We start from the raw sequence: 23,155 nt of genomic DNA, 5'->3' as shown, positions 1-23,155 counted from the left end.
CCTTTCTATCACTCTTCGTAAAATTCTCCGAGTTCACTCCAGGCATCCTTCACTTCGACACCCTGTTCTTCGGCCGCTTTCTTGTTGATCATAAGCTTGAAATCTTTCGGATACTCCACGCTGATCTCAGACGGTTTCTTCTCACCCTTAAGGATCTTCACAGCCATGAGGCCCGTTTCATATCCGAGATCTTCATAGCTGAATCCACTGGCAGCTACCGCACCCTTTTTCATGGAATCAAGTTCTCCGACGAAGAGCGGGATATCTTTATCATTGGCAACGCCGATGACGGCATCTAGTGCTGAGACCACCGTATTGTCTGTCGGGACATAGATGGCATCGACACGACCTACAAGCGATTCAGTAGCCTGCTTCACTTCCGCTGAAGTGGATACAGACGCTTCCACGACCTTCGCTCCCTTTTCTTCAGCGAGCTTCTTCACTTCTTTGGCCTGCACGACGGAGTTCTGTTCACCAGAGTTGTAGATCACCCCGATATTCTTTGCTTTCAGTTCATCTGTGATAAAAAAGATCGTCTTGGAGGTGGCTTCGGGATGGTTGTCCGATGTACCCGTGATATTCTCCCCCGGCTCCTCGAACGATTTCACCAGCTCAGCTCCGACGGGATCCGTCACCGATGTAAACACGATGGGGATCTTCTTTGTCGCATTCAGGGCATGCTGTGCACTCGGTGTTGAATTGGCGAAAATGAGGTCCACCCCGTCCCCGACGAGATTTTTGGCGATGGTCTGGGAATTATTCGGATCACCCTGGGCATTCTGCACATCGTATTTCACATTGTCGCCCTCTTTGAATCCGTTCTCTTCCAGTGCCTTCTTAAACCCTTTGTAAGCTGCATCCAGCGATGGATGCTCGACGATCTGACTCACCCCGATCACATATTCCTTTTTTCCACCACTACCGCTTTTCTCAGACGAACCGCACCCCGATAAAATCATCATCCCGAGGAGCAGGGACGATGCACCCAGTAACCAACCTTTCTTTTTCACAGAAATCCCCCTTTGATCACAAGTTATATGATTAATAGTCCATAAGACTACCGAATCCTTTCTGTGATAAAAATGATACCGACCGTTATTACAACGTTATAGTATCACTGCCGTCACAAAATAGTCAATAATATTCGGAAAATTTAAAAATTACTCTCAGTATAGTTGTTTTGAATCAGGATTTCCAGAAGATTTTAGCGGTTTAAACGAAAAAAGCAGCCGGCGTCTTCCTCACCAGCTGCTTTTTGTCTCTTATTCAACCTTCATAGTGCCAGAAAGGGTCCTCAGGACCATTGAGGCATCGGTCATCATCCCGTCCACCATTTCTTTGACGGTCGGTACATCCCCAATCAGTCCTGCCACCTGTCCGCCATTGATGAATCCTTCATCAAGTCTTCCTTCGAGGGCACCTTTACGGTGGTTGTCCTCAGAGGTCAGTTCCGAATACTGTTCCAGGGTCATTCCCCGTTTTTCCAGATCCAATACCCTTTCCGCGTAGGGCGACCTCAAAACGCGCCGTACCCTCCCTACACTCCGCCCCACGATGACCGTTCCATGATCATTCGCCGCAAGGAGGGTTTCTTTATAACGCTCATGAAAAGGAGCTTCCTTGGTCGCGATGAATCGGGTTCCCATCTGGACTCCGCTTGCGCCCAAGGCGAGCATGGCGGCAAGCCCGCGTCCATCCGCAATTCCCCCGGCTGCCACGACGGGAACGTCTACTTCATCCACGATCTGCGGGATAAGGGCCAGGGTCGTTGTCTCGAGATGGGAGTTGATGCCCGCCGCTTCATACCCTTCTGCCACCAGGACGTCTGCCCCTGCATCCGCCGCTTTCCTTGCCTGCTTGCGGGACGCCACCACGCAGATCACTTTGATTCCGTGGTCGTGAAGGACAGGAATGAGCGGTCCCGGATTTCCTGCCGATAGGGAAACTACGGGAACCTCTTCCGTGATGGCGATCCCGATCATGCCTTTCAGTTCAGGCGTCATCGTGATCGGGATATTCATGGCAAAAGGCCGGGTCGTCAGCATCTTCAGATCCCGGACGATTCCCCCCACTTCCTCCACATCCATGGTCCCCGTTCCGATTGTCCCCAGGGCACCCGCCTCCGACACGGCGGCAGCCAGGCGGGCATTGCTGATGTTCCCCATGCCTCCCTGGATAATGGGGAACCGGATCCCAAGGCACTTCGTGAGTCTATTCATATCGATTCCTCCTCCACTCTATTCACGATTTAAAAAAGAGGTTTACAAAACCTCTTCCAGCATTTATGCTATTCATAGCTACTTTGTGTAACAAGGTAGCTGAACTTTCATCCCAGTATCTTGTTTTACAATATACCTAAAGGAGAATCATCATGTCGATCCGAAGCCAATTGCTTAAAGGGATTCTTGATGGTTGCATTCTGGCCGTCATTGAAAAGGAGCCCGTTTATGGCTATGAATTATCCAGGAAACTTCAGGCATCCGGCCTGCAGGATGTAAGTGAAGGAACGATCTATCCCGTCCTTCTCCGCCTGCAGAAGAATAAATGGATCACAGGCGAAATGCGGCCGTCCGAGTCAGGCCCGAACCGAAAATATTATTCACTGACCGAAGACGGCACAGCCGCGCTAGTAGAGATCACCCAGGAGTGGGAGCATCTGTCCGTCCCGGTCAACCAACTACTGAAAAGGGGGTAACACCATTGCTCGCAGCAAAAGAACTGATCGAATTGAATAACCAAAAGAGAGAAAAACTGACAGAAGAGAACGAGAAATATTATTCCGATATCTTATTGTACCTCCGCCTCCAGCTCACCCTGTCTGAACAGCAGACAGAGGAAATCCTCATGGAGATCCTCGAGCATCTCCTGGAAGGGCAGGGAGAAGGAAAAACGGCTATGATGATCTTCGGATCCGATCCGAAAGCATATGCAGACGAGCTTATCGAACAACTTCCTCCCGAGAGCAAACGGAGCGTAGCCGGGTTCATTTCCCTAATGGCCTTGAACCTGTTCGGTATTTTCCTGGCCATCCGCGGAGCAGGCCTGCTGATCACTTCTTTCTTCAAAGAAGTGGAAAATGATGTGTTCATCGGCTCGGCAGCCATTCTGGCCGTGATCTTGCTCCTCACCACAATGGCAGAACTCAAAATGTTCTTTTCCATCATCAAGCGTTCACTATTTCAAGAAAAAGATTCAGCCGGCAAGATGGCGCTGATCGGCGGATTGGGCGCTGCGGCAATCAGTTTGCCATTCTTCCTTGCCTTGTTTTTCCTACCCGACCTTGGCCCTTCTTTTCCTTTCAGCTGGTGGGCGTCCCTAATCGCGGGATTGATCATGATCGGCCTGTACAAGTTGATTTCCAGAAAAAGATTCTAATCCATCAGGAGCGGATGGTTCATCACGTCATAGGATGTATCTTTATTTGTGAGCTCGTTCCCATCTTCGAATACACTCTCGAAGAAGCGGGAGGCGGGCTCGGCAAGCTCCTTATAATACTCCCCGAATAGCGTGGCGGCATGACCGCCGAGCCATTTATCCGGCAGCAGTTCATCGGGCAGTCCCGGATCCACGAAAAGGAACTTCCGGTATTCATGGACAAGCTTTGCCCGCCCCACAAAACACTCCGCATCGGTCATCTGCCCCTTGGCGATCTTGCTTTTATCGATCATATACATGCGGCTGTACTCCGCGATGAACTCCTCATACTTGGCATTGATTTCTTCCAGATCCCAGTTCTTCTCTACGAGTCTTCTGCTTTCACTCGGCCCTTTATGGTCGGCAATGAAGAAGTCGACATACTCTTCGATCTCGTATTTCCGGATCAGCTGCCGGACCTGCTTCTCCAGGTCATTGGGGGAAATCCAAGTACTGGCGGACATCGTGCCGAATCCGCTCCAAACCAGTTCTTTCCTGAGTTCATCCCGAATACTTCGGATTTCTTCCGGAATGGAATACATGAAGATCCTCCACTTCCCGTCCCACTCCTCAGGCTTCAGCTTGAAGATCCTGTTCGCAGCTTCTTCCATCCGGTCGACACCGCGCTCGGTCAATGTGTAATAACTTTTATTCCCTTGTTTCTCTGCCTGGACCCAGCCCTGTTTGTTCATTCGCGAAATGGCCGCCCTCACTGCCTGGTCATTGTGGCCGAACTCATTCAGAAGCCGGATCAGGCTCCCGATCCAGATTTTATTTCCGTAATGGCTGATGTAATCCCCATACAAAGTGAAGATCATTGATCTTGTATTCATGCAAGCCTCTCCTTTTACGCCCGATCTATGATGTGCCGCTATCGCGTGACGTGTTCTTAACGTATAACTATTATAATATCATAATTATCTGAAAGAAGAAGCGTTTACATCACCTGTTTCAACATGGTCCATTAAGGGAAGGGATTAAAAAAACAGCAGAAAGGACTATTATATGGATACTCTATTATTCTCTGCCTTTACCATCGCCTATATCGTCCTCATCATCATGTCGATCCGGATCCTCAGGAGACGGCATGCTCTCAGCATCGCGTTCCTCCTTCCCGTCATCGCAGGTCTCATTTACGATAACGGCATCATCGCCTCGGGGAAATACATAGGGGAAGGACGGCTCCTGAAGGAACTGAGTCTTGTCCGGTATTACATGCATGCCTTCTTCACTCCGCTCCTGGTCCTGTTCGCCTGGAAGTCCCTTGAACAAGGAGGAATCAGGGCCGCACGGACGACGGCATTCCGCTCTTGTGCTTTCCTTATCACCATCGGACTGATCACTGTGGAACTCCTTACAGAGGTCATCGGCCTGAAAGTGAAACCGGAATGGTCGTACGGCGTGCTGTCATATGGAAATGCCGAATCCTCTTCCGGCCCGCCGATCATGGTCCTCGTCGTGGCCATCGTCCTTCTTGCGGCATCGATTGCCGTCTGGAAGGTACAAGGATGGATCTGGTTCTTCCTCGGTTCCCTGATCATGACGATCGGCAGTGCCGTCAGCATCCCAGTGGACAGCGGGGCCGTGACAAACCTGTTCGAGCTTGCCTTGATCGCCTCTCTTGTCGGTACGGCTGCCTTTCAAGCCTCTCATACAAAACAACACATCGAACCCGCGGCATGATGGTCGCGGGTTTGCCTGTGTCTTTACCCCTTCAGCCTTTCCACCACGGTAGCGATTCCCTGCCCGACCCCGATGCACATGGTAGCAAGGCCATATCGGACATCCCGCCTCTTCATCTCATGCAGGAGTGTCGTCAGGATTCTCGCGCCGCTCGCCCCGAGGGGATGTCCGTATGCAATTGCCCCCCCATTGACATTCACGATTGCCTCATCGATCCCAAGCTCCCTGATGCAGGCGAGGGACTGGGCGGCAAATGCTTCATTCAACTCCACCAGTCCGACTTGCTCCATGGTGAGATTGGCCCTAGACAATGCCTTTTTGGTGGCATGGATGGGGCCGATGCCCATGACGGATGGTTCCACGCCAGCCACAGCGGACGTCACATACCGGGCGAGAGGCGTCAATCCCAGCTTCTCCGCTTTGCCCCTGCTCATCAGGAGCAGGGCAGCAGCCCCATCGTTCACCCCTGAAGCATTGCCTGCCGTGACGGTCCCGCCCTTGAACAGCGGCTTTAATCCTGCAAGCTTTGCGAGATCGGTTTCCGGTCTCGGATGCTCATCTTGGGTAACGCGCATGGTCCCGTTCCGTTTGTGGAACACATCGATCGGCACCATCTCATCCGCCAAGCGTCCGTGTAGCTGCGCTTCTCTGGCCTTGATCTGGCTTACCAGGGCAAAACGATCCTGTTCTTCACGGGAGATATTGAATTTCTTCGCCACGTTCTCGGCTGTTTCCGGCATGGAATCGGTTCCGTACATGTCCTTCATCTTCGGATTCACAAACCGCCACCCGATGGTCGTATCAAACAGCTCCATGTTCCCCCGGGGAAACTCCCCTTCAGGCTTTCTCATCACCAGGGGGGCACGGGTCATGCTCTCCGTTCCTCCTGCGATGAAGATCTCCCCCTCACCTGCCAGGATGGCACGGGCCGCATAATTCACCGCATCCAGTCCAGATCCGCACAGCCGGTTGATCGTGGTACCCCCCACTTCGACGGGAAGTCCTGCCAACAGGGCCGACATCCTGGCCACATTCCGATTGTCCTCTCCGGCTCCGTTTGCATTTCCGAACACCACTTCTTCAATGGCTTCCAGAGGCACATCGGGATTCCGAGTGATCAGGGCCTTGATGGCGACCGCCCCCAGATCATCAGGTCTCACCCCTTTGAGGCTTCCTTTGTATCTCCCAATCGGGGTTCTCACGGCATCAATGATCACAACCTCGTTCATGTCGACTTCTCCTTTTCTTTCTCCACAGAGTACTCATACACGCCCCTGCCCGTCTTACGCCCCAGCCTTCCCGCCTTCACATACTGCTCCAACAGGGGGGCCGGACGGTATTTATCGCCGAGTTTTTCATGGAGGTACTTCAAGTTATTGAGGCGCGTATCCAATCCGACCAGATCGCCGAGCTCAAACGGTCCCATGGGATAGTTCAACCCAAGCTTGATGGCTTTATCAATGTCTTCCGGTGTCCCGAGCCCCTCTTGGAGCATGAAGAATGCTTCATTCCCGACGAGAGCCGAGATCCTGCTTGTAACAAATCCGGGAAATTCATTGATGATGACAGTCTCTTTCCCCATGGTGCGTGCCGCTTTGCGGACGGCCTCCACCGTTTCTTCATCCGTCTCCAAGCCCTTGATGATTTCGATCAGGGGCATTTTATGTACGGGATTAAAGAAGTGCATGGCGATGACCTTTTGGGGCCTTTTCGTGTATGAACCGATTTCCGTCGGGCTCATCGTGGACGTGTTGGTGGCAAAACAGCATGATTCAGGAGCATGGGCGTCAAGCACCTGGAATACGGAGCGCTTCAGCTCCCGGTCTTCCGGTACAGCCTCGATGACAAAATCAGCATCCGATACGGCAATCGACAGATTGGTAGAATAATGAAGGTTCCCTCTTGCTTCTTCGTATTGATCCGCCGTAAGCTTTTGGCGCTCTATCCCTTTTTGCAGGTATCCTGCAATCTCCCTTTCTGCATGGAGCAGCTGTTCTTCCTTAATATCCACAAGGGTGGTCCGATATCCACCTACCGCACTTACGTAGGCAATCCCTCTACCCATGACCCCTGAACCGACTACAACGAGATTCCGCATGATACCCTCTCCTCTCTTGAAATAAGGGGTTGACCTCCGGAAAGGACAACCCCTGTCTGTTTCATTACACACCGAATGGATTCAGTGGACGATTGCCGAAATAGGAAATGATGCTCTTCGTCTCGGTATACAGGTCCAGCGTCTCGACGCAAAGCTCCCGACCGAACCCGGATTGCTTGTATCCGCCGAACGGGGTGCCAGGGAACGCGGAGAATGGGCAGTTCACCATGACGATTCCGGCCTGGATCGCTTTGGCCACCCGTGTTGCACGCCCATGATTCTCCGTCCAGATCGCAGATCCGAGACCATATTCGCTGTCATTGGCCATGCGGATCGCTTCTTTCTCATCCTTGAACGTCATCACAACCACTACTGGTCCGAAGATCTCTTCTTTTACGGCTTTCATGTCATGGCTGACATTGGTGATGATCGTCGGCTCATACCAGCTTCCCTTTTCAAAGCCTTCCACCTTTGCTTGCTTTCCTCCGGTCAGGATCGTTGCACCATCTTCTTTTGCCGATGTCACATACTCATGGATTGTATCCACCTGCTTCTGATCGATGACGGCCCCGATATGTGTTCCTTTGTCGTGAGGATCACCGAGGGTGAGCTTCTTCGTCTTCTCGACGAATTTCTCCATGAACGCATCATAGATATCTTCATGTACATACAGTCTGGACCGCGCTTCACAGGATTGACCGGTATTATAGAAGATTCCGAAGAGAGACCCGTCGACCGCTGCATCCAGGTTGGCGTCCGGGAAGACGATATTCGGGGATTTCCCGCCGAGCTCCAGGGTGACGCGCTTCAATGTCTGTGACGCCCTTTCCATGATGTTCTTCCCTACAGGCGTCGAGCCTGTGAACGCGACTTTATCCACGTTCTTGTGCTCCACTAAATAATTCCCCACCGTTGAACCCGAGCCTGGAATGATATTGATGACTCCTTCCGGTACGCCGGCTTCAATACAGATCTCACCCAGGACGATTGCTGTAAGAGGGGTCAGGGTCGCAGGCTTCACGATCACGGAGCATCCGGCGGCAAGGGCGGGTGCAATCTTCCATGCGGCCATCATCAATGGATAATTCCACGGAATGATCTGCGCACAGACTCCGACCGGCTCCTTCTCTGCTACATTGGTGAATTGACCCGGGACCGGATTCACCGTGCCCCTGTGACCGACGATGGCGCCTGCATAGAACTCAAAGTCCTCGATCGCCTGCATGACCTGACCCTGTGCAGCCGACAGGGCCTTTCCGCTGTCCATTATTTCTAGCTCCACCAGCTCATTGAATCTTGACCGCATGATCCCTGCGATTTTATTAAGAGTACGTGAACGTTTATTGACAGGAGCCTTTTTCCATTTGCCGAAATCAAAGGCATTGCGGGCAGCCTGTACGGCTTTCTCTGCATCCTCTATGCCTGCAAGCGACACGGTGGCAAGTAGCTCCCCTGTAGCCGGATTATAGGTGGTGAAGGTTTCGCCGGATTCACTTTCCGTTCGCTGTCCTCCGATAATTAAGGAATAATGTTCCCTCTTCATTTCCAACACGTCAAACGTCTGTTCTTTCACTGTCGACATCTCTTCATCTCCTTTGGGATTATCGTCCTTCGAAAACAGGTTTCTTCTTTGCCATAAATGCTTCGACACCTTCCCGGTGATCCGCGGTCATGCCGGCCATCCGCTGGGCGTAGGCTTCTTTCTCCAAATACTCGTCAAATGTCCGCTTCGGCGCATCCTTCAATAGCCGCTTCATCGAACCGATCGCCTTCGTCGGAAGGGAGGCGATCCGTCCTACGAATCTCGCAGTCTCCTCTTCCCATGAATCAGCCGGGATCACTTTGGTGGCAAGCCCGAGATCTTCTGCTTCCCGAGGACTGACCTTTTCACCGAGTACAGCCAGTTCCATCGCCTTTGCATAGCCTACCAGATTGCTTAAGTAATAGAGATTGCCGGAATCCGGTACGAGCCCGACATGGACAAATGATTGGATGAAGCTTGCTTTCTCGGAGACCAGGCGGAAGTCGCAGGCGAGGGCGAGGCTGAAGCCGGCACCGGCGGCGACCCCGTTGACGGCGGCAATGATCGGTTTCGGACAATCCTCCATCGCCTTCACCATCGGCCCATATTGGCGACGTAACACTTCACCGTGATCCATGTTCTCATCCACCTCACTGAGATCCTGGCCGGAGCAAAAGGCCCTGCCTTCCCCGGTGATGACGATCACCCTCACCCCTTCATCCCGTTCTGCCGTCTTGACCGCCTTTTGGATTTCCCGATTAAGCTGGAGGATGAAGGCATTGAGGCGGTCCGGCCGATTCAGGGTGATCCAGGCTGCTGAGTCCTTCACTTCATAACGGATGGTTTCAAACATGGCTTACCTCCCCTTGAATTCGGCTGTCCGTTTCTCCACAAACGCCTTCATTCCTTCTTTTTGATCTTCAGAGGCAAACAACAGATAGAAGTTCTTCCGTTCTTGCTTCATCCCTTCCGATACCGTGGCATCCACCGCCATGTGTACCGATTCTTTTATCAGACGCAGCGAAAGCGGAGGCTTGTCGGCCAGCTTTCGGGCAAAACGCTTTGTTTCTTCTATTAATAAAGACTGCGGGATCGTCCGGTTGACGATGCCCCACTGTAAGGCCTCTTCGGCTGAGAACGTATCACCTGACAGGAGCCATTCCATTGCCCTAGTCTTCCCAAGCAGCTTCGTGAGCCGCTGGGTTCCCCCGGCACCGGGCATGACGCCGAGATTCACCTCGGGAAACCCGAAACGGACATCCTCCGCCGCAAACAACAGATCACAGCTGAGGGCAAGCTCAAATCCCCCGCCGAGGGCAAATCCATGCACGGCTCCTATAATAGGCTTTTTGATGAGGGTCATCCGGTCCCAAGGTGCGAAGGGATCCAGAAGCTCAAAATCGACTGGACCGGCATCTGCCATTTCCTTGATATCGGCACCCGCCGCAAAAGCGCGTCCCCTTCCCATCAGAAGAATGACCTTCACGCTTCCGTCACGATCGAGCCGCTCGAACGCTCCGACCACTTCAGAGACCATCTGGCGATTCAGGGCGTTCAGCACATCGGGACGATTCAATTCAACGATCCCGATTGCATCCTCCACCTTCACCGTGATGAATTCATCACGCTGACCCATCGGTCTCTTCCCCGATCATAAGGGTGACGAGGTCTCCGGCAAATCCCATGAGATCCTTGCCCGATGCCTTTCCTTCAGGCGATTTCATACCTGCTTTCATTGATTCATGGCTGTCGTAGTACATCTCGCACATCAGATAATAGTCGCCCTCCCCGCCCATCGGAGATCCTGTGATCTTCGTCACCACCATCTTCTTCAGACCGGGGATCTTTGCCGTGATCGGTCCGTGGGTATTGAAATAATGCTCATCAAACGCTTCCTTATCCTCCGGGTGCTTATACAGTGCAATCAACTTAACCATATCCATCTCTCCTTTTCTTTTTTACATGGTTGTGGAAATCGGCTTCATCGCTTCAAATGGGTTCCGGCACTCCTTGCAGTACAGGATGCTTCTGCACGCTGTCGGTCCGAATAGATTCTCCATTGACGTGTAATGGGAATCGCAATATGGACAATGGATCTCCCACTCTTCCAGGCTCGTAAATGTCTCGGGAGGCGGGGCGATGCCGAATTCTTTCAGCTTCTCCCTTCCATTTTGTGTGAGGCGGTCCGATGTCCAAGGTGGTGTATAGACGAAGCGTACTTCGACTTCTTTTATTCCCGGTTGCAACATGCACGCCTTTTTGACATTTCCTTTGATGATATCCAGAGCCGGACATCCGGCAAAGGTGGGTAGGAGCTTGATGGTACAGCCCTCCCGCCTCATCTCGATTGAATGGACCATTCCGAGATCGACAATCGAGATGGAGTCGATTTCCGGGTCCTTAACCGTTTCAAGCATTTTCATGACCGTCTGTTCCATGCCTTCCCTCCTTTACCAGGTTGCGGATGCCTCCAGTCTATACACTTCACTGAGTGTATGAAGGGCATCAGTCAGATCACCGGTATGTTCTCCCTTACGCCCATCTCCCCTTAAGCTCCGGATGACCGGTGGATGCTGGACTCCTGTCGAATCGAATGGTTTCTTCAGCGCTTCTGTCCATCGGGAGGCGAGAATGGCTTCCTCTTCAATGAGTCCATATCGGGCCATGTTTTCCCCGTCCGGTCCGAGGGTCAGGACCCCCAGAAAGTCGTCACATATCCGCGAGACGGCGTCTTCCATCCGTTTCCTCGCCTCCCCGCCTGCATTCATAAGCTGCGTGAACCACGTCTGCCAGTGAAGAAGATGATAGTACAGCTCCGTGTTGATCTTGACAGCAGCCTCTGCAAGCGGACCATAACTTGACTGCTTGAGGGAATCCATGCGAACCTTCTTCGCCACCGTATAGAAATAATGTCTCACGACAGCAAACGCCCAGTCATACCGTGGCTCGATCAGGTAATCACCCGGTCCATTGACTTCCTCCAAGATGATGGCATTCCTTCGTTCTTCCGGGGGACGGCCATGGGCGAGCTCGTCTTCGGTTCCTTCACCGAGGCCTTCCAACAGCTCGTAGATCATGGAGGCGTGCCCCATCGTATCCTGATTGATCGAGGAGAAAGCCACATCCTCTTCGATGTGTGGTGCCAGGCCCAGCCATTCGGACCCTCTGTAGGCAAGGATGAAATCATCATCTGCCAGCAGGTAGAGGAGAGAGGAGAGCGCCTGCTTATATCCTTCATCCGGGATCGTGTTCAACTCGTACTGATTCATTTCTTCTTCACCAACTCTCCCCAGGACATGATTTCTTTTTCATCGAGCATCTCCTGCTCGTATTGACGCCACTTTTTCTTCAGATAACCGTAGCCTTTCGCATTGCGGTAATCCTTATTATCGAGCCGCTGCAGCGTTCCCCTTTCATCCGGGGTCATCATGCGCACATCGGAGCGTTTGACTACCCAGATGTCCGAGACCGGTTCACGCCTCATGAAATTCTCCTGGGCCATGATCATGGCAAGCTCGTGATTCGGAGCGAGAAGGCTGAATTGATGCTGCATGACCGCTCCGTCCGTCCGCTTGCTGAAGACTTCGAATTCCTGGTAAAACTGCTTATCCCCTGACATCTTCTCACTCTCCCCTTTAACTCAGTGCTTCCCGGACCCAGGCATTGTTTTCATAGGACAACTCCCTGAGGCGCAGGCGCTCCCTTGACTTTGGACCGTTGTTTTTGATGATCTGTTTGAACTCCTGCCAGTCAGGCTGCCTGTATGTCCATTCCCCCGTCGCTTCATCGAACGCCATCGACGGGTCCGGTAACGTAAGACCGAGCGACAGGATCCTCGGGACATATTTAGTGAAGAAATCCTGCCTGAGCTGTTCATTTGTCTTCGTCCTGATCTTGTACTTAATCGTGATGTCCTGCTTGGACGACCCCGTCGTTTTGACATCTCCAGGACCGAAGAACATGAGCAGTGAATCCCACCAGCGGTCGACGGCATCCTGTACCATCGCACGCTGATTCGGCGTACCCTCTGCAAGGGCCATGATGATAGCTTCGCCGTGCTGTGCATGGAAGACTTCCTCTGCACAAATCCGCTTGAGCGCTCGAGCGTACGGCCCATAGGAGGCATTCAACATATTGGTCTGGGTGATGATCGCAGCCCCATCCACCAGCCATCCGATCAGCCCCGCATCCCCCCATGTCGGTGCTTCCATGTGGAAGACATTATGGAACTTCAGGTCACCTGAAAAGAGGTCGCGCATAATGTCCTCCCTTGTTTTCCCATACGGTTTCATTAAATCCTCGGCTACACGCAGAAGGAGTTGACCGTGTCCCATCTCGTCCTGTACCTTCGCCATGATTCCGAGCTTCCTGCGCAGGGTCGGCGCTTTCGGGACCCATTCCTTTTCCGGCAGGGCCCCCATGATTTCACTGATCCCGTGCATGGAAATCAGCTTGATCAGTGCGTTCCGATAGTCATCAGGCATCCAATCATCCGCTTCGATCTTCCTGTCTGCCTCGATCTTTTCCAAAAATCCTGTCATGAGTTCCTCGTCTGTCCTTTCCTGACTGATCATGTTTTCAGCCTCCTTCTGGCAGCGACCGCTGCTCCTTTAGTGACTTATCAACCCTTCATTCCTCAAATCGATTACCCTGACGGCTTTCCCTTCCGATCGCGGAATTTCGTTCTTGCCTACAAGCGTGACGTCCATGGAGACGTAGCAACGATCCTTCATCATCTCCTTCACCTTTGAAGCAAGCAGGATTGTCTTCTCATGTGAAAGTTCATGTGAAATCTTTTCAGAAAATGAACCGCTGATCTCGACCCTGAGCTCTACCGCATCCAAGGCTCCTTCCTTTCGCAGATACACCTGATAATGAGGGGAAAGCTCCTCGATCTGCAGGAGATTGTGCTCGATTTCCGAAGGGAACACATTGACGCCACGGATGATCATCATGTCATCCACCCTTCCCTTCACTCTTGACATCCTCGTCGTTGTGCGGCCGCATCGGCATTTCCCCTTCGTGATGGAGGCAATGTCACCGGTCCGGTACCGGATAATCGGAGATGCTTCCTTCGTCAAACTCGTGAACACGAGCTCACCGAATTGCCCTTCATCCAGTGTCTCGAGTGTAACGGGATCAACGACCTCCACAAGGAAATGATCGTCTGCGATATGAAGACCATCCTGCGCTTCATGGCATTCCATGGCGACACCCGGTCCGACGACCTCACTCAGTCCGTAGATATCGCACGCCTTGATTCCAAGCTTCTTCTCAAGTGTCATCCGCATCGTCTCTGACCATGGCTCAGCACCGAATATCCCATACTCCAAGGAAAGTCCTGCGGGATCCTTCCCTTGAGACTCCATCGTTTCGGCTATCGTCAGAATGTAGGAAGGCGTCCCGCAGATGACGGATGGACGAAAATCTTCGAGAAGGGTGATCTGTCTTGCCGCGTTGCCGCCAGATACCGGCACCGTCGTCATCCCCAAGCGTTCACTTCCATAATGGAGCCCAAGTCCTCCCGTGAACAAACCGTACCCATAGGCATTATGAAGGGTGCTGCCAGGTTTCCCGCCGCCTGTCGCAATGGCCCGTGCGACGATGTCACTCCACATTTCGATGTCCCCCTGGTGTACCCGACAACAGTCGGCTTCCCGCTCGTTCCAGACGAAGCATGGATCCTGACCATGCTCTCCTTCGGTACGGCAAACATACCGAAGGGGTACTGCGATCGCAGGTCGGCTTTATTTGTAAGCGGTAACATTTTTATATCTGACAAAGAATGCAGATCGGCAGGATGGACCTGATGCTCATCAAACTTTTTCCGGTAAAGGGGTACATGATCATAGACCGCGGCCAGCGTTTGCTTCAGCCTGCTCCACTGCAGGGTTTCCATTGCTTCACGGTCCAACGTTTCCACTTCATGCAGGATCACCCGCACCTCCACCTTCCTACTATTTTTTATATAACGTTAAAATACCGATTCATTAAAAACGTGTTATATATAGCTATTCAAAACATACCGCCTTTTCCCCTCCCATGTCAATATATTTTCTGAAAATTAAATCTTATAGGAAGAAAAAAACACCTGACTCCGTGATGGAATCAGGTGAGAACTGGCTTATTCCGTGTAGGCTGGGTCCATGGATGCTTCTTTTTGCTCATTTTCAATTTCATGGTCCCGTTTGATCCTGCCATTACCTACTGACAACGCGACGAATACACCGACACTGATGAAGATGAGACCTGTCAGGAAAACGGTCGTGAACGCATCCGACCATGCCATTTCGACAGCAGCAATGACGGCTTTCCCGATTTCCTGTGGCAGTTGGAGAACATCAGGGGTCACAAGGACTCCGAACAAGCTGTCTGTCTTATCGCTCAATGCCTTGAGGACTTGTGCAACTGCCGGATTTGATTCGCTGGATGCGACATCCTTCATATTCCCTTGAAGGGACTGATTCATAACCGCGTTTAATACGGTGATACCGATCGTTCCTCCGATCGAACGGAAGAAGGTCGAAGCCGATGTGACAGCACCCAGACGGGACTTCGGAAATTCATTTTGGATGGCAATCATCAAGGTCGGCATCACAAGGCCCATCCCGAAGCCCATCACCACCATATAGAGATAAGCAGTGAATTCCTTCGATTCAGGTCCCATGGTGCTCATGAGCAGGAAGCCGAGAACCGTGATGAGCATGCCGGTCGTCAGGACCGTACGGAACTTCAGCTTCAACAGAAGCCTTCCCCCGATGATGCTCGCGACGATCAATGCGATCATCATCGGCGTCATCGTGGATCCTGCCTGGGTAGGCGTCACGCCCAAAATCCCCTGCATGAACATCGGTACAAACATGATGGCGCCGAACATGCCGAGTCCGAGAAGGAACCCGAGGGCGTTCGTTGTGGCGAAGACGCGATTCTTGAATAAACTCAGATCCAGGATCGGCTCCTTCGCCTTCTTCTCGACTAAGCCGAATATAACTAAGAAAAGAATAGCTCCACCGAATAGGAGGAGGCTCGTTCCGGACGTCCAGGCGAATTTGTCACCGCCGAAGTTCAGTACAAGCAGAAGCATCACGAGTCCCGGTACCAATGTGATGATGCCAAGGTAGTCAATACTGACCTTCTCTATTTTGCGCCCAAGGTTTTCATTTTTCAGCCCGATATAAAGAAGGATGGCCGAAAGGAACCCAAACGGTACATTGATCAGGAAGATCCAGTGCCAGCTGATGCTGTCAACGATGACACCGCCAATGAAGGGGCCGATGACAGAGCTGAGGCCGAATAACGCACCAAATACCCCCTGCCACTTCGCACGCTGTTCAGCAGAGAAGATATCACCGATAATCGTCTGGGACAGCGGCATGATCATGCCTCCCCCGATCCCCTGAAGGCCGCGGTAGAACACGAGCTGTTCCATCGTACCGGCTGTGGCACACAAGCCTGATCCTATGATAAAGATAATGACACCAATCAAATAAAGCAGCCTTCTTCCATATAGATCCGACAGCTTCCCGACAATGGGTGTGACGACCGTGGATGTGATCAAGTAGGCGGTCGTCACCCAGGCGAAGATGGAAAATCCATTCAGTTCCGCAATGATGGTCGGCATCGCTGTTCCCACCACGGTCTGCTCAAGGGCACTGAAGAACATCCCGATGATCAGACCGGTCAAGACCAGGCGCCTATTGATTCCTGTTTGTTGTTCTGACACGTTCATTCTCTCCTTTTGTATGTTCTATAATGGCAGCGAGTCTTTCATATGTCATCACCAGCTGCTCGATATCCGCTTCTTCTAAATAGGATAAATACCGGGTAAAAATCTCTTTCCGAACAACCTTCGCTTTCTCAAAGATTGCCCTTCCTTCCTCCGTACTATCCAATTTGACGATCCTGCGATCGTCCTCATCCCTCTCCCTCCGGACTAGACCCGCCTTGATCAGCCGGTCGACCATCACCGTAATCGCACTCGGATTCACCTCAAGTTTATCAGCCAACTCGGTCGGCTTCGCACCACCTTCTTGGCATAGGAGATACAAGATGTAGAATTGTGGTCCCGTGAGATGAAGTTCTTTGAATGCCTGCGCCATATCCTGCTGTATTTGCCTGTTGGTTATATAAAATGCTTTAAAGAGCCTTTCAATATAGCCAGGCGGGACATCATTCTTCTTCATGGCCTGCCCCCTTTCTTACACACTATAATATTTAACCTGTTTAAATATTAATGTCGTGATCAATAAATGTCAATACAGATCCGACGGAAAATATAGTCTGAAAAAACCCACTATATAAACTTTTATAAGTAAATGCTTACATCGCTTTTCTCCGTTTACTTCACTCCGTAAGCTCTTTATAATCGGGATGGAACCTTTTTAGGAAAGGAGCTTGCTCCACCATATGAAATTATTCAAAACATATCTTATTATCGTCATAGGTGCCTTCCTTATGGCCCTGAATATACATTTTTTCCTAACGCCAAATAACCTTGCCCTAGGAGGCACAAGCGGAGCGGCGATCGTCCTTGCGGAAGTCATCAACCTCCCTGTCGGAGCCTTGATGCTCGCCTTGGACGCCTCTCTCTTCCTCCTCGGCCTGATTTTAATCGGTCCGGCCTTCGGGATCAGATCTGTGATTGCCACCCTGATCCTTAACGGTTTCGTGTGGGGAATGGAATCATTCTTCCCCGTCCACCAGCCGATCAGTCCCGATGTCCTTGTACAGGTTGTGATCGGAACCTTGCTCGGTGCCGTGGGAGTCGCCATGATCTTCTATCAGGAAGCATCCGCAGGAGGAACAGGGGTATTAGCCCAGGTTCTTCACAGGTACATCAATGTTGAACTCGGCACCGCCGTCCTTCTGTCCGATGTACTCATCGTCCTCGCCTCGGCTTTCTTGTTCGGACTGCAGACGGGGTTGTACGCATTCTTCGGATTGATCCTGAAAGGAGTGCTGGTCGATAAAAGCATCCAGTTCTTCAATGAGCGGAAAGAAGTGGTCATCATCAGCGAGAAGAGTGAAGACATCCGCGGATTCATCATTCACGAACTCCATAAAGGGGCCACGGTCCATTCAGCAAAAGGCGGATTTTCGGAAGATGATAAGGAAGTCATCACCACGATCCTGGAGCGCAAGGACTTTTCTAAACTCAAGACCTACATCCAGGCAACCGATAAAGAAGCATTTATCACGGTCCACTCCATGCATGAAATTTGGGGACGGAATTTCCGATCCTTTGCATGATGCGTATAAAAAGGCTGATCCACACTGGTTTACAGTGGTGGATCAGCCTTTTTGTATGGAGATTTAATTCTGGAGAAATGGGGAATGTGATGGGGATCCGTTCCTTTACGCTGCAGGCGCTTGCTTTCCTGCGGGGAGGGCGTCGAGCCTCCTCGTTCCTGCGGGGTCTCGCCACTCCTCCTTTTCCGCTGGAGTCAAGCGCCTTCCGCTTCAATGCACTCTGTGATTTTTAAATAGGTAGGGTGACAATTTTTTTGATGTAATAGCCATTTATTTATAAGTGAGACTCATCTCTTATCTGGTTCCTTTCTGAGTGGAGATTTAATTTTAGGAGTGATGAATGCGATGGGGATCGTTCCTTTACGCTGCAGACGCTTGCTTTCCTGCGGGGAGGGCGTCGAGCCTCCTCGTTCCTGCGGGGTCTCGCCACTCCTCCTTTTCCGCTGGAGTCAAGCGCCTTCCGCTTCAATCCACTCTGTGATTTTCTACTTGTCTTCCGTGTTTTCTAATGGTGATTCGCTCACTGCACCTCTTTTTAAGATGGTGGACCTTATACCACTCGGAATTATCACTTAACCATTCACTGTAATGTTCTCATGAAAGGAGACTTCATAACTAACATGGTTTCTGAAGTTACTACTTCATCTATTTAAAAAGCCCACCGTACCCCCATTATCTCCACATAGTGTAGTGTAGCGGAGGGTGGCCGACTCCTGCGCAAAAGGCGGACGGATGAGACCCCGCAGGCACGAGGAGGCTCATCGCTCGACCCGCGGAAAGCGGCCATCCGCAGCGGAACGGAACGAACCACTACCACCGCTATCCCCCTCCAAATAAAAGAGTGGGAACGGATTTGGCACCATCCTTATGCTGGGGCAGATCACGTTTTTACCTCACCACTCTTCACCGCATAGTGCAGTGCAGCGGAGGGTGGACGACTCCTACGGGAATAGCGCGCAGGGTGAGACCCCGCAAGAATGAGGAGGCTCACCGCAAGCCCCGTGGAAAGCGGCCATCCGCAGCGGAACGGAACGAACCACTACCACTACACCCCTTTTCCAACTATCCAGTAAACCGGATTAGTATAAACCAAACTTATTTTTTTATTATTTCCACAAATCTATTTTCCAAATATATTTTGTGTTACACTTAAGTAAACGGTCCGCCACACTATCAATGGAATACGTCTCACTAATCAAATGGGGTGCAAATTTGAAGCAAATCGAAGTACAAGAGGTCACAAACCTCCGCAGCCTTTCCAAAGGACATGTCGCCTACTTCTTCACCGATCAGGAAAAATACGTTTCCAACGTTGTGGATTATGTCATCGCCGGACTCCGTCAGGACGAATGCACCATCATCGTCGAAAGCGACCGGATGGCTCCTATGATCGTTCTTAAATTGGCACAACTGCTTACAGCACCTGAACTCGACCAGGTCAGGTTTCTCAATAATTATGAATTTTACTATGCACATGGAGACTTCCGGATCAACTCGATCCCCGATCTTCTCCCCACCCTGTTCAAAGGGGAATTCGATCCCGATATGGGGTACAGGACATGGGCACATATTGAATGGAGGGATGAAAGCGAAGTGAGTAAGCTCCTTCATTCAGAACAACAAGCCGATTTCATCGTCGAACAAGAGAATCTCCTTTCTGTGTGCGCATATGATTCCAGACTCGTCAGCGGGGATTTCAGGCAGCGCCTCCTTGCAAGCCACCCTATCCATCTACATGATAAAGATTGACCCACTCAAAAAAACTGCCCCGACGGGACGACCGTCGGGGCAGTTTCTGCTCATTCACTCATTTTCTTTTGTGACTAATTTCAATGGTACAGGGATCATTTTCTCGACCTTTTCCCCATTCAGCACATCGGCCCCTGCCTGCACGGCAAGCTTGCCGATTTCTTCCGGTTGTTGGGCGACGGTTGCGGACAGATTCCCTTCTTCAATGCTCTTCAGGGCATCTTCGTTCCCATCAAATCCAACGACCAGTACATCCCGTCCTGAGCTCTGGATGGCCTGTTGGGCACCCAAGGCCATTTCATCGTTATGGGCGAAGACGGCCTTGATATCAGGATTACCCTGAAGGATGTTTTCCATCGTATTGAGTCCTTGCGTCCGGTCGAAGTTGGCGGTTTGCTTCGCCGCTACGTCAAGCTTGTCGTCAGCAAGGTTGTGGAAGCCTGCTCCCCGTTCACGTGTTGCAGATGCTCCAGGTACCCCTTCAAGCTCGGCCACTTTCGTCCCTTCACCCAATTCTTTGATGAGATAGTCGGCGGCCATTTCCCCGCCCTTTTCATTATCAGAACTGACGAGGGTGGCCACGTCGCCTTTATCCGCCGAACGATCAAGGGTGAAGACTGGAATCCCGATGCTGTTGGCCGACTGTACAGCTGTAGAGATAGCCGATGAATCTGTCGGGTTAATGAGAAGAAGATCGACGCCTTGTTGGATCAAATCTTCCACGTCATTGATCTGCTTCGCCGCATCATTCTGGGCATCGACGACGATGACTTTCATGCCCTGCGCCTTTGCTTCTTTCTGCACCCCTTCTTTGATGGAGACGAAGAACGGGTTATTCAGGGTCGAGACGGAGAGACCGATCTTCAGATCTTTCGGATCCTTCTTCCCGCTGGGCTTCGCCCATTCAGGGGGCTGAAGGGAGCAAGCTGCCAGGAATACGAGGGAGATACTCATCATAAGTACAATCAGTTTTTTCATGTGGAACCTCCTATGCTGCTTTCTTTCGATCGATTAATACGGCGATGATGATGACGATCCCCTTCACGACCATTTGGAAGAAGGACGATACGCCGAGTAAGTTTAATCCGTTGTTCAGAGTCCCGATGATCAGGGCACCGATCAGTGTTCCGACAATCAAGCCGCGTCCACCGGAAAGGGATGTTCCACCAAGTACGACGGCCGCAATGGCGTCGAGCTCATAAGATGTACCTGCTGTCGGCTGGGCGGAGTTCAATCGTGACGTGAGGATGGCGCCTGCAAGTGCGGCAAGCAAGCCTGCGAGTGAATAGATCATGATTTTCATTCTTGATACTTTGATACCTGAAATGAGCGCTGCTTTTTCATTGCCTCCGATGGCATATGTTTTACGTCCGAACGGCGTTTTATGAAGGATCACCCAGAGGATGGCGAAAGCAAGCAACATGGTGATGGCCGGTACCGGGATCCCAAGGAAATAGCCTCTTCCGAATAGTTGGAAGGCATAGTTGTCTCCAAGACCCGTGATCGGATTCCCGTCGGTGTACACCAGGGTCAATCCGCGGAACATGGTCATCGTTGCCAGGGTGGCGATGAACGGTGCCATTTTCCCTTTCGTGATGAGGAGACCGTTGACTGCTCCCATGATGGCCCCAAGGATACATCCGATGAGGACGGCCAGGATCGGATCGAGACCCGACACCATCATCCCTGCCATCAGGGCGCTTGAGAGTGCGAGTATGGACCCGACGGAGAGGTCGATTCCTCCCGTCAGGATGACGAAGGTCATGCCATATGCGATCAAGGCGTTGATGGCTACTTGACGTAAAAGATTCAATAAGTTCAATGGTTCGAGGAAACTGGGATTGATGATGGAAACGGTCACGATCAGGACGAGCAGTCCCAAGAATGGTCCGAGTTTCTGCATGAAACTTCCTACGTGATTGGTTCGATTGAGTGCGTTATTCATTGATCTGACCTCCTGTTGCCAGCGTCATAATTTTTTCCTGCGTTGCTTCTTTGCCTGGTAATTCACCCGAAACCTTGCCCTCATGGATAACGATCACCCGGTCACTCATTCCCAGTACTTCGGGAAGTTCGGATGAGACCATGATGATGGCGACTCCGCGGTCCGTCAGTTCATTCATCAGCTGGTAGATTTCCCGCTTCGCTCCCACATCGACTCCCCGTGTCGGTTCGTCGAGGATGAGGACTTTCGGACCGATCCCGATCCACTTGGCAATGACGACCTTCTGCTGATTTCCACCGGAGAGATTCTTCGCGGAGGTCATGGCCGATTCTGTTTTGATTGTCAGGCGCTTGATTAGGAGTTCGACAAATTCTTCCTCCTGCTTGTCCTTGATCAAACCGTTCTTGGTAAAACTGAAGAGACTCGGGAGGACGATGTTGTCTTTGATGGAGAAATCGAGGATGAGCCCTTCTTCTTTCCGATCCTCCGTGATGAAACCAAGTCCGAGTTCCACCGCTTGATTCGGGTTTTTGACGGTAACGTTCTTACCGGCCACCAGGATGTCCCCTTCATATCTGCCATCAAGACCGAATATGGTGCGCATGATCTCAGTGCGACCTGCTCCCATCAGTCCCGATACCCCGACGATTTCCCCCTCTCTTACTTGGAAACTCACATTTTCGAACACACCTTTTCGCGTCAGCCCTTTGACTTCAAGGATGATTTCCCCGGGGTTGCTGGTTCTCTCTGGGAAGCGATCGGTCAATTCCCTCCCGACCATCTTCCTCACCACGTCGTTGAAGTTCGTTTCAGGAATCGGTGTCGTGTCTACCGTCCGTCCATCACGCATGACGGTGATGGTGTCGCAGATGGTGAAGATTTCTTCCATCCGATGAGAAATATAAACAATCGAGACGCCCGACTTTTTCAAGGAGCGGATCACATCAAATAGCTTCTCGATTTCCCTGTCGGTTAGGGCTGCAGTCGGCTCATCCATGATGATCACTTTCGCATCGGTCATCAGGGCCTTGGCAATCTCAATCATCTGCTGCTCCCCGACCGAGCACTTCCCTGCTTCCTTATGAAGCGGGATGGAGATGGCCAGGCGGTCGAACTGCCTTTTGGCAACCGCTTTCATTTTATTGGTCTGAATGAGCCCGAATGACGTGATCGGCTCTTTGTTGATGAAGAGGTTTTCCAGCACCGTCATCTCAGGCCAGATGTTCAACTCCTGGTGGATGAAGGCTATGCCGAACTCTTCTGCCTCTTTTGGGTTATCAAAGGTTCTTTCCACACCGTCGATGGTGATGGTACCCTGATCTTTTTTGTGAAGACCCGTCAAAATGTTCATGAGGGTGGACTTCCCTGCTCCGTTCTCACCCATCAATGCGTGGATTTCTCCTCCACGGATATGGATGTCCACACCTTCAAGGACCTTATTTTGACCGAAGGCTTTATGAATGTGATCCATGCGGATTTCCATGAGATTCCCTCC

At 51.5% G+C, this 23,155-nt stretch carries 23 protein-coding genes and 1 pseudogene; 5 read left to right on the top strand and 19 right to left on the bottom strand.

The genetic code is table 11. The annotated features are described in order from the left end of the window. Positions 1-8: 8 nt before the first annotated feature. Positions 9-962, bottom strand: coding sequence for an ABC transporter substrate-binding protein (locus tag D5E69_RS02560; RefSeq protein ID WP_148797297.1), 954 nt, complete (start codon positions 960-962; stop codon positions 9-11). A 300-nt stretch (positions 963-1,262) separates the two neighbouring features. Then, complete coding sequence (locus D5E69_RS02555) at positions 1,263-2,219, bottom strand: NAD(P)H-dependent flavin oxidoreductase (protein ID WP_048005727.1); 957 nt, start codon at positions 2,217-2,219, stop codon at positions 1,263-1,265. A 152-nt stretch (positions 2,220-2,371) separates the two neighbouring features. Here D5E69_RS02555 and D5E69_RS02550 point away from each other — a divergent pair, with 152 nt between their 5' ends. Continuing rightward, positions 2,372-2,695, top strand: coding sequence for a PadR family transcriptional regulator (locus D5E69_RS02550; RefSeq protein WP_048005728.1), 324 nt, complete (start codon positions 2,372-2,374; stop codon positions 2,693-2,695). Positions 2,696-2,700: 5 nt separating this feature from the next. Then, complete coding sequence (locus tag D5E69_RS02545; RefSeq protein ID WP_159129150.1) at positions 2,701-3,375, top strand: DUF1129 family protein; 675 nt, start codon at positions 2,701-2,703, stop codon at positions 3,373-3,375. Here the strand turns inward: D5E69_RS02545 and paaX are convergent. Beyond that, on the bottom strand, positions 3,372-4,247 hold the full coding sequence (gene paaX, locus D5E69_RS02540; RefSeq protein ID WP_048005730.1) for a phenylacetic acid degradation operon negative regulatory protein PaaX: 876 nt from the start codon (positions 4,245-4,247) through the stop codon (positions 3,372-3,374). The two genes, D5E69_RS02545 and paaX, sit on opposite strands and share 4 nt — an antisense overlap. A 172-nt stretch (positions 4,248-4,419) precedes the next feature. Here paaX and D5E69_RS02535 point away from each other — a divergent pair, with 172 nt between their 5' ends. Further along, positions 4,420-5,097, top strand: coding sequence for a hypothetical protein (locus D5E69_RS02535; protein WP_048005731.1), 678 nt, complete (start codon positions 4,420-4,422; stop codon positions 5,095-5,097). Between the two features lie 23 nt (positions 5,098-5,120). Here the strand turns inward: D5E69_RS02535 and D5E69_RS02530 are convergent, their stop codons facing one another. From D5E69_RS02530 to D5E69_RS02470, 13 genes and pseudogenes are all read right to left on the bottom strand, one after another. Next, positions 5,121-6,326 (bottom strand): acetyl-CoA C-acyltransferase, encoded by a 1,206-nt coding sequence (locus D5E69_RS02530; RefSeq protein WP_159129149.1) that lies wholly within the window; start codon positions 6,324-6,326, stop codon positions 5,121-5,123. Further along, positions 6,323-7,198 (bottom strand): 3-hydroxyacyl-CoA dehydrogenase, encoded by an 876-nt coding sequence (locus D5E69_RS02525; protein ID WP_200843183.1) that lies wholly within the window; start codon positions 7,196-7,198, stop codon positions 6,323-6,325. The genes D5E69_RS02530 and D5E69_RS02525 overlap by 4 nt, the downstream gene beginning before the upstream one ends. 61 nt (positions 7,199-7,259) lie before the next feature. Continuing rightward, complete coding sequence (locus D5E69_RS02520; protein WP_048005733.1) at positions 7,260-8,777, bottom strand: aldehyde dehydrogenase family protein; 1,518 nt, start codon at positions 8,775-8,777, stop codon at positions 7,260-7,262. 19 nt (positions 8,778-8,796) lie between these two features. Next, positions 8,797-9,570: an enoyl-CoA hydratase-related protein gene (locus tag D5E69_RS02515; protein WP_048014899.1), complete on the bottom strand. Its 774-nt coding sequence runs from the start codon at positions 9,568-9,570 to the stop codon at positions 8,797-8,799. 3 nt (positions 9,571-9,573) lie between these two features. Next, on the bottom strand, positions 9,574-10,353 hold the full coding sequence (locus D5E69_RS02510) for an enoyl-CoA hydratase/isomerase family protein (RefSeq protein ID WP_048005735.1): 780 nt from the start codon (positions 10,351-10,353) through the stop codon (positions 9,574-9,576). Beyond that, on the bottom strand, positions 10,340-10,654 hold the full coding sequence (locus D5E69_RS02505) for an EthD family reductase (protein ID WP_048005736.1): 315 nt from the start codon (positions 10,652-10,654) through the stop codon (positions 10,340-10,342). Before D5E69_RS02505 ends, D5E69_RS02510 begins: the two co-directional genes overlap by 14 nt. Before the next feature lie 21 nt (positions 10,655-10,675). Continuing rightward, complete coding sequence (gene paaD / locus D5E69_RS02500) at positions 10,676-11,155, bottom strand: 1,2-phenylacetyl-CoA epoxidase subunit PaaD (protein ID WP_048005737.1); 480 nt, start codon at positions 11,153-11,155, stop codon at positions 10,676-10,678. A gap of 12 nt (positions 11,156-11,167) precedes the next feature. Further along, complete coding sequence (gene paaC / locus D5E69_RS02495; RefSeq protein WP_048005738.1) at positions 11,168-11,986, bottom strand: 1,2-phenylacetyl-CoA epoxidase subunit PaaC; 819 nt, start codon at positions 11,984-11,986, stop codon at positions 11,168-11,170. After that, positions 11,983-12,336, bottom strand: coding sequence for a 1,2-phenylacetyl-CoA epoxidase subunit PaaB (gene paaB, locus D5E69_RS02490; RefSeq protein WP_048005739.1), 354 nt, complete (start codon positions 12,334-12,336; stop codon positions 11,983-11,985). Before paaB ends, paaC begins: the two co-directional genes overlap by 4 nt. Before the next feature lie 16 nt (positions 12,337-12,352). Beyond that, positions 12,353-13,291, bottom strand: a complete 939-nt coding sequence (gene paaA / locus D5E69_RS02485; protein ID WP_048005740.1) for a 1,2-phenylacetyl-CoA epoxidase subunit PaaA — start codon at positions 13,289-13,291, stop codon at positions 12,353-12,355. A 36-nt stretch (positions 13,292-13,327) separates the two neighbouring features. After that, positions 13,328-14,655, bottom strand: a pseudogene (locus D5E69_RS02480) (phenylacetate--CoA ligase family protein). Between the two features lie 186 nt (positions 14,656-14,841). After that, positions 14,842-16,446, bottom strand: a complete 1,605-nt coding sequence (locus tag D5E69_RS02475; protein ID WP_048005742.1) for an MDR family MFS transporter — start codon at positions 16,444-16,446, stop codon at positions 14,842-14,844. Beyond that, positions 16,412-16,900 carry a MarR family winged helix-turn-helix transcriptional regulator gene (locus tag D5E69_RS02470; protein ID WP_159129147.1) on the bottom strand — a complete coding sequence of 163 codons (489 nt, stop codon included), beginning with the start codon at positions 16,898-16,900 and terminating at the stop codon, positions 16,412-16,414. Before D5E69_RS02470 ends, D5E69_RS02475 begins: the two co-directional genes overlap by 35 nt. 223 nt (positions 16,901-17,123) lie before the next feature. Between D5E69_RS02470 and D5E69_RS02465 the strand changes: the two genes are divergently transcribed. After that, positions 17,124-17,966 (top strand): YitT family protein, encoded by an 843-nt coding sequence (locus D5E69_RS02465; RefSeq protein WP_048005744.1) that lies wholly within the window; start codon positions 17,124-17,126, stop codon positions 17,964-17,966. A 1,212-nt stretch (positions 17,967-19,178) separates the two neighbouring features. After that, positions 19,179-19,715: an MEDS domain-containing protein gene (locus D5E69_RS02460; RefSeq protein WP_048005745.1), complete on the top strand. Its 537-nt coding sequence runs from the start codon at positions 19,179-19,181 to the stop codon at positions 19,713-19,715. 54 nt (positions 19,716-19,769) lie between these two features. On the opposite strand, the gene rbsB is transcribed toward D5E69_RS02460, so the two are convergent. Genes rbsB through D5E69_RS02445 form a run of 3 tightly spaced genes read right to left on the bottom strand, consistent with a single transcriptional unit; the run spans position 19,770 to position 23,143 of the window. Continuing rightward, complete coding sequence (gene rbsB / locus D5E69_RS02455; protein WP_159129146.1) at positions 19,770-20,693, bottom strand: ribose ABC transporter substrate-binding protein RbsB; 924 nt, start codon at positions 20,691-20,693, stop codon at positions 19,770-19,772. 10 nt (positions 20,694-20,703) lie between these two features. Continuing rightward, the gene (rbsC, locus tag D5E69_RS02450) at positions 20,704-21,660 is read right to left on the bottom strand and encodes a ribose ABC transporter permease RbsC (protein ID WP_048005747.1); all 957 of its coding nucleotides are present in this window, start codon (positions 21,658-21,660) and stop codon (positions 20,704-20,706) included. Beyond that, positions 21,653-23,143: a sugar ABC transporter ATP-binding protein gene (locus tag D5E69_RS02445; protein ID WP_048012179.1), complete on the bottom strand. Its 1,491-nt coding sequence runs from the start codon at positions 23,141-23,143 to the stop codon at positions 21,653-21,655. Before D5E69_RS02445 ends, rbsC begins: the two co-directional genes overlap by 8 nt. Positions 23,144-23,155 lie beyond the last annotated feature (12 nt).

Source organism: Rossellomorea marisflavi (assembly GCF_009806575.1).
Lineage (GTDB): Bacteria > Bacillota > Bacilli > Bacillales > Bacillaceae_B > Rossellomorea > Rossellomorea marisflavi_A.
This window is presented reverse-complemented; position numbering and strand designations above follow the sequence as displayed.

What these genes read in the sequence shown, in the direction of transcription:
- paaX (WP_048005730.1), bottom strand. Translation starts at nt 4,247, where the DNA reads ATGAATACAAGATCAATGATCTTCACTTTGTATGGGGATTACATCAGC.
- D5E69_RS02505 (WP_048005736.1), bottom strand. Translation starts at nt 10,654, where the DNA reads ATGGTTAAGTTGATTGCACTGTATAAGCACCCGGAGGATAAGGAAGCG.
- D5E69_RS02555 (WP_048005727.1), bottom strand. Translation starts at nt 2,219, where the DNA reads ATGAATAGACTCACGAAGTGCCTTGGGATCCGGTTCCCCATTATCCAG.
- D5E69_RS02465 (WP_048005744.1), top strand. Translation starts at nt 17,124, where the DNA reads ATGAAATTATTCAAAACATATCTTATTATCGTCATAGGTGCCTTCCTT.
- D5E69_RS02470 (WP_159129147.1), bottom strand. Translation starts at nt 16,900, where the DNA reads ATGAAGAAGAATGATGTCCCGCCTGGCTATATTGAAAGGCTCTTTAAA.
- D5E69_RS02535 (WP_048005731.1), top strand. Translation starts at nt 4,420, where the DNA reads ATGGATACTCTATTATTCTCTGCCTTTACCATCGCCTATATCGTCCTC.
- D5E69_RS02475 (WP_048005742.1), bottom strand. Translation starts at nt 16,446, where the DNA reads ATGAACGTGTCAGAACAACAAACAGGAATCAATAGGCGCCTGGTCTTG.
- paaB (WP_048005739.1), bottom strand. Translation starts at nt 12,336, where the DNA reads ATGTCAGGGGATAAGCAGTTTTACCAGGAATTCGAAGTCTTCAGCAAG.
- D5E69_RS02515 (WP_048014899.1), bottom strand. Translation starts at nt 9,570, where the DNA reads ATGTTTGAAACCATCCGTTATGAAGTGAAGGACTCAGCAGCCTGGATC.
- D5E69_RS02530 (WP_159129149.1), bottom strand. Translation starts at nt 6,326, where the DNA reads ATGAACGAGGTTGTGATCATTGATGCCGTGAGAACCCCGATTGGGAGA.
- D5E69_RS02560 (WP_148797297.1), bottom strand. Translation starts at nt 962, where the DNA reads ATGATGATTTTATCGGGGTGCGGTTCGTCTGAGAAAAGCGGTAGTGGT.
- rbsB (WP_159129146.1), bottom strand. Translation starts at nt 20,693, where the DNA reads ATGAAAAAACTGATTGTACTTATGATGAGTATCTCCCTCGTATTCCTG.
- paaD (WP_048005737.1), bottom strand. Translation starts at nt 11,155, where the DNA reads ATGGAACAGACGGTCATGAAAATGCTTGAAACGGTTAAGGACCCGGAA.
- D5E69_RS02445 (WP_048012179.1), bottom strand. Translation starts at nt 23,143, where the DNA reads ATGGAAATCCGCATGGATCACATTCATAAAGCCTTCGGTCAAAATAAG.
- rbsC (WP_048005747.1), bottom strand. Translation starts at nt 21,660, where the DNA reads ATGAATAACGCACTCAATCGAACCAATCACGTAGGAAGTTTCATGCAG.
- D5E69_RS02520 (WP_048005733.1), bottom strand. Translation starts at nt 8,777, where the DNA reads ATGTCGACAGTGAAAGAACAGACGTTTGACGTGTTGGAAATGAAGAGG.
- paaA (WP_048005740.1), bottom strand. Translation starts at nt 13,291, where the DNA reads ATGATCAGTCAGGAAAGGACAGACGAGGAACTCATGACAGGATTTTTG.
- D5E69_RS02510 (WP_048005735.1), bottom strand. Translation starts at nt 10,353, where the DNA reads ATGGGTCAGCGTGATGAATTCATCACGGTGAAGGTGGAGGATGCAATC.
- paaC (WP_048005738.1), bottom strand. Translation starts at nt 11,986, where the DNA reads ATGAATCAGTACGAGTTGAACACGATCCCGGATGAAGGATATAAGCAG.
- D5E69_RS02550 (WP_048005728.1), top strand. Translation starts at nt 2,372, where the DNA reads ATGTCGATCCGAAGCCAATTGCTTAAAGGGATTCTTGATGGTTGCATT.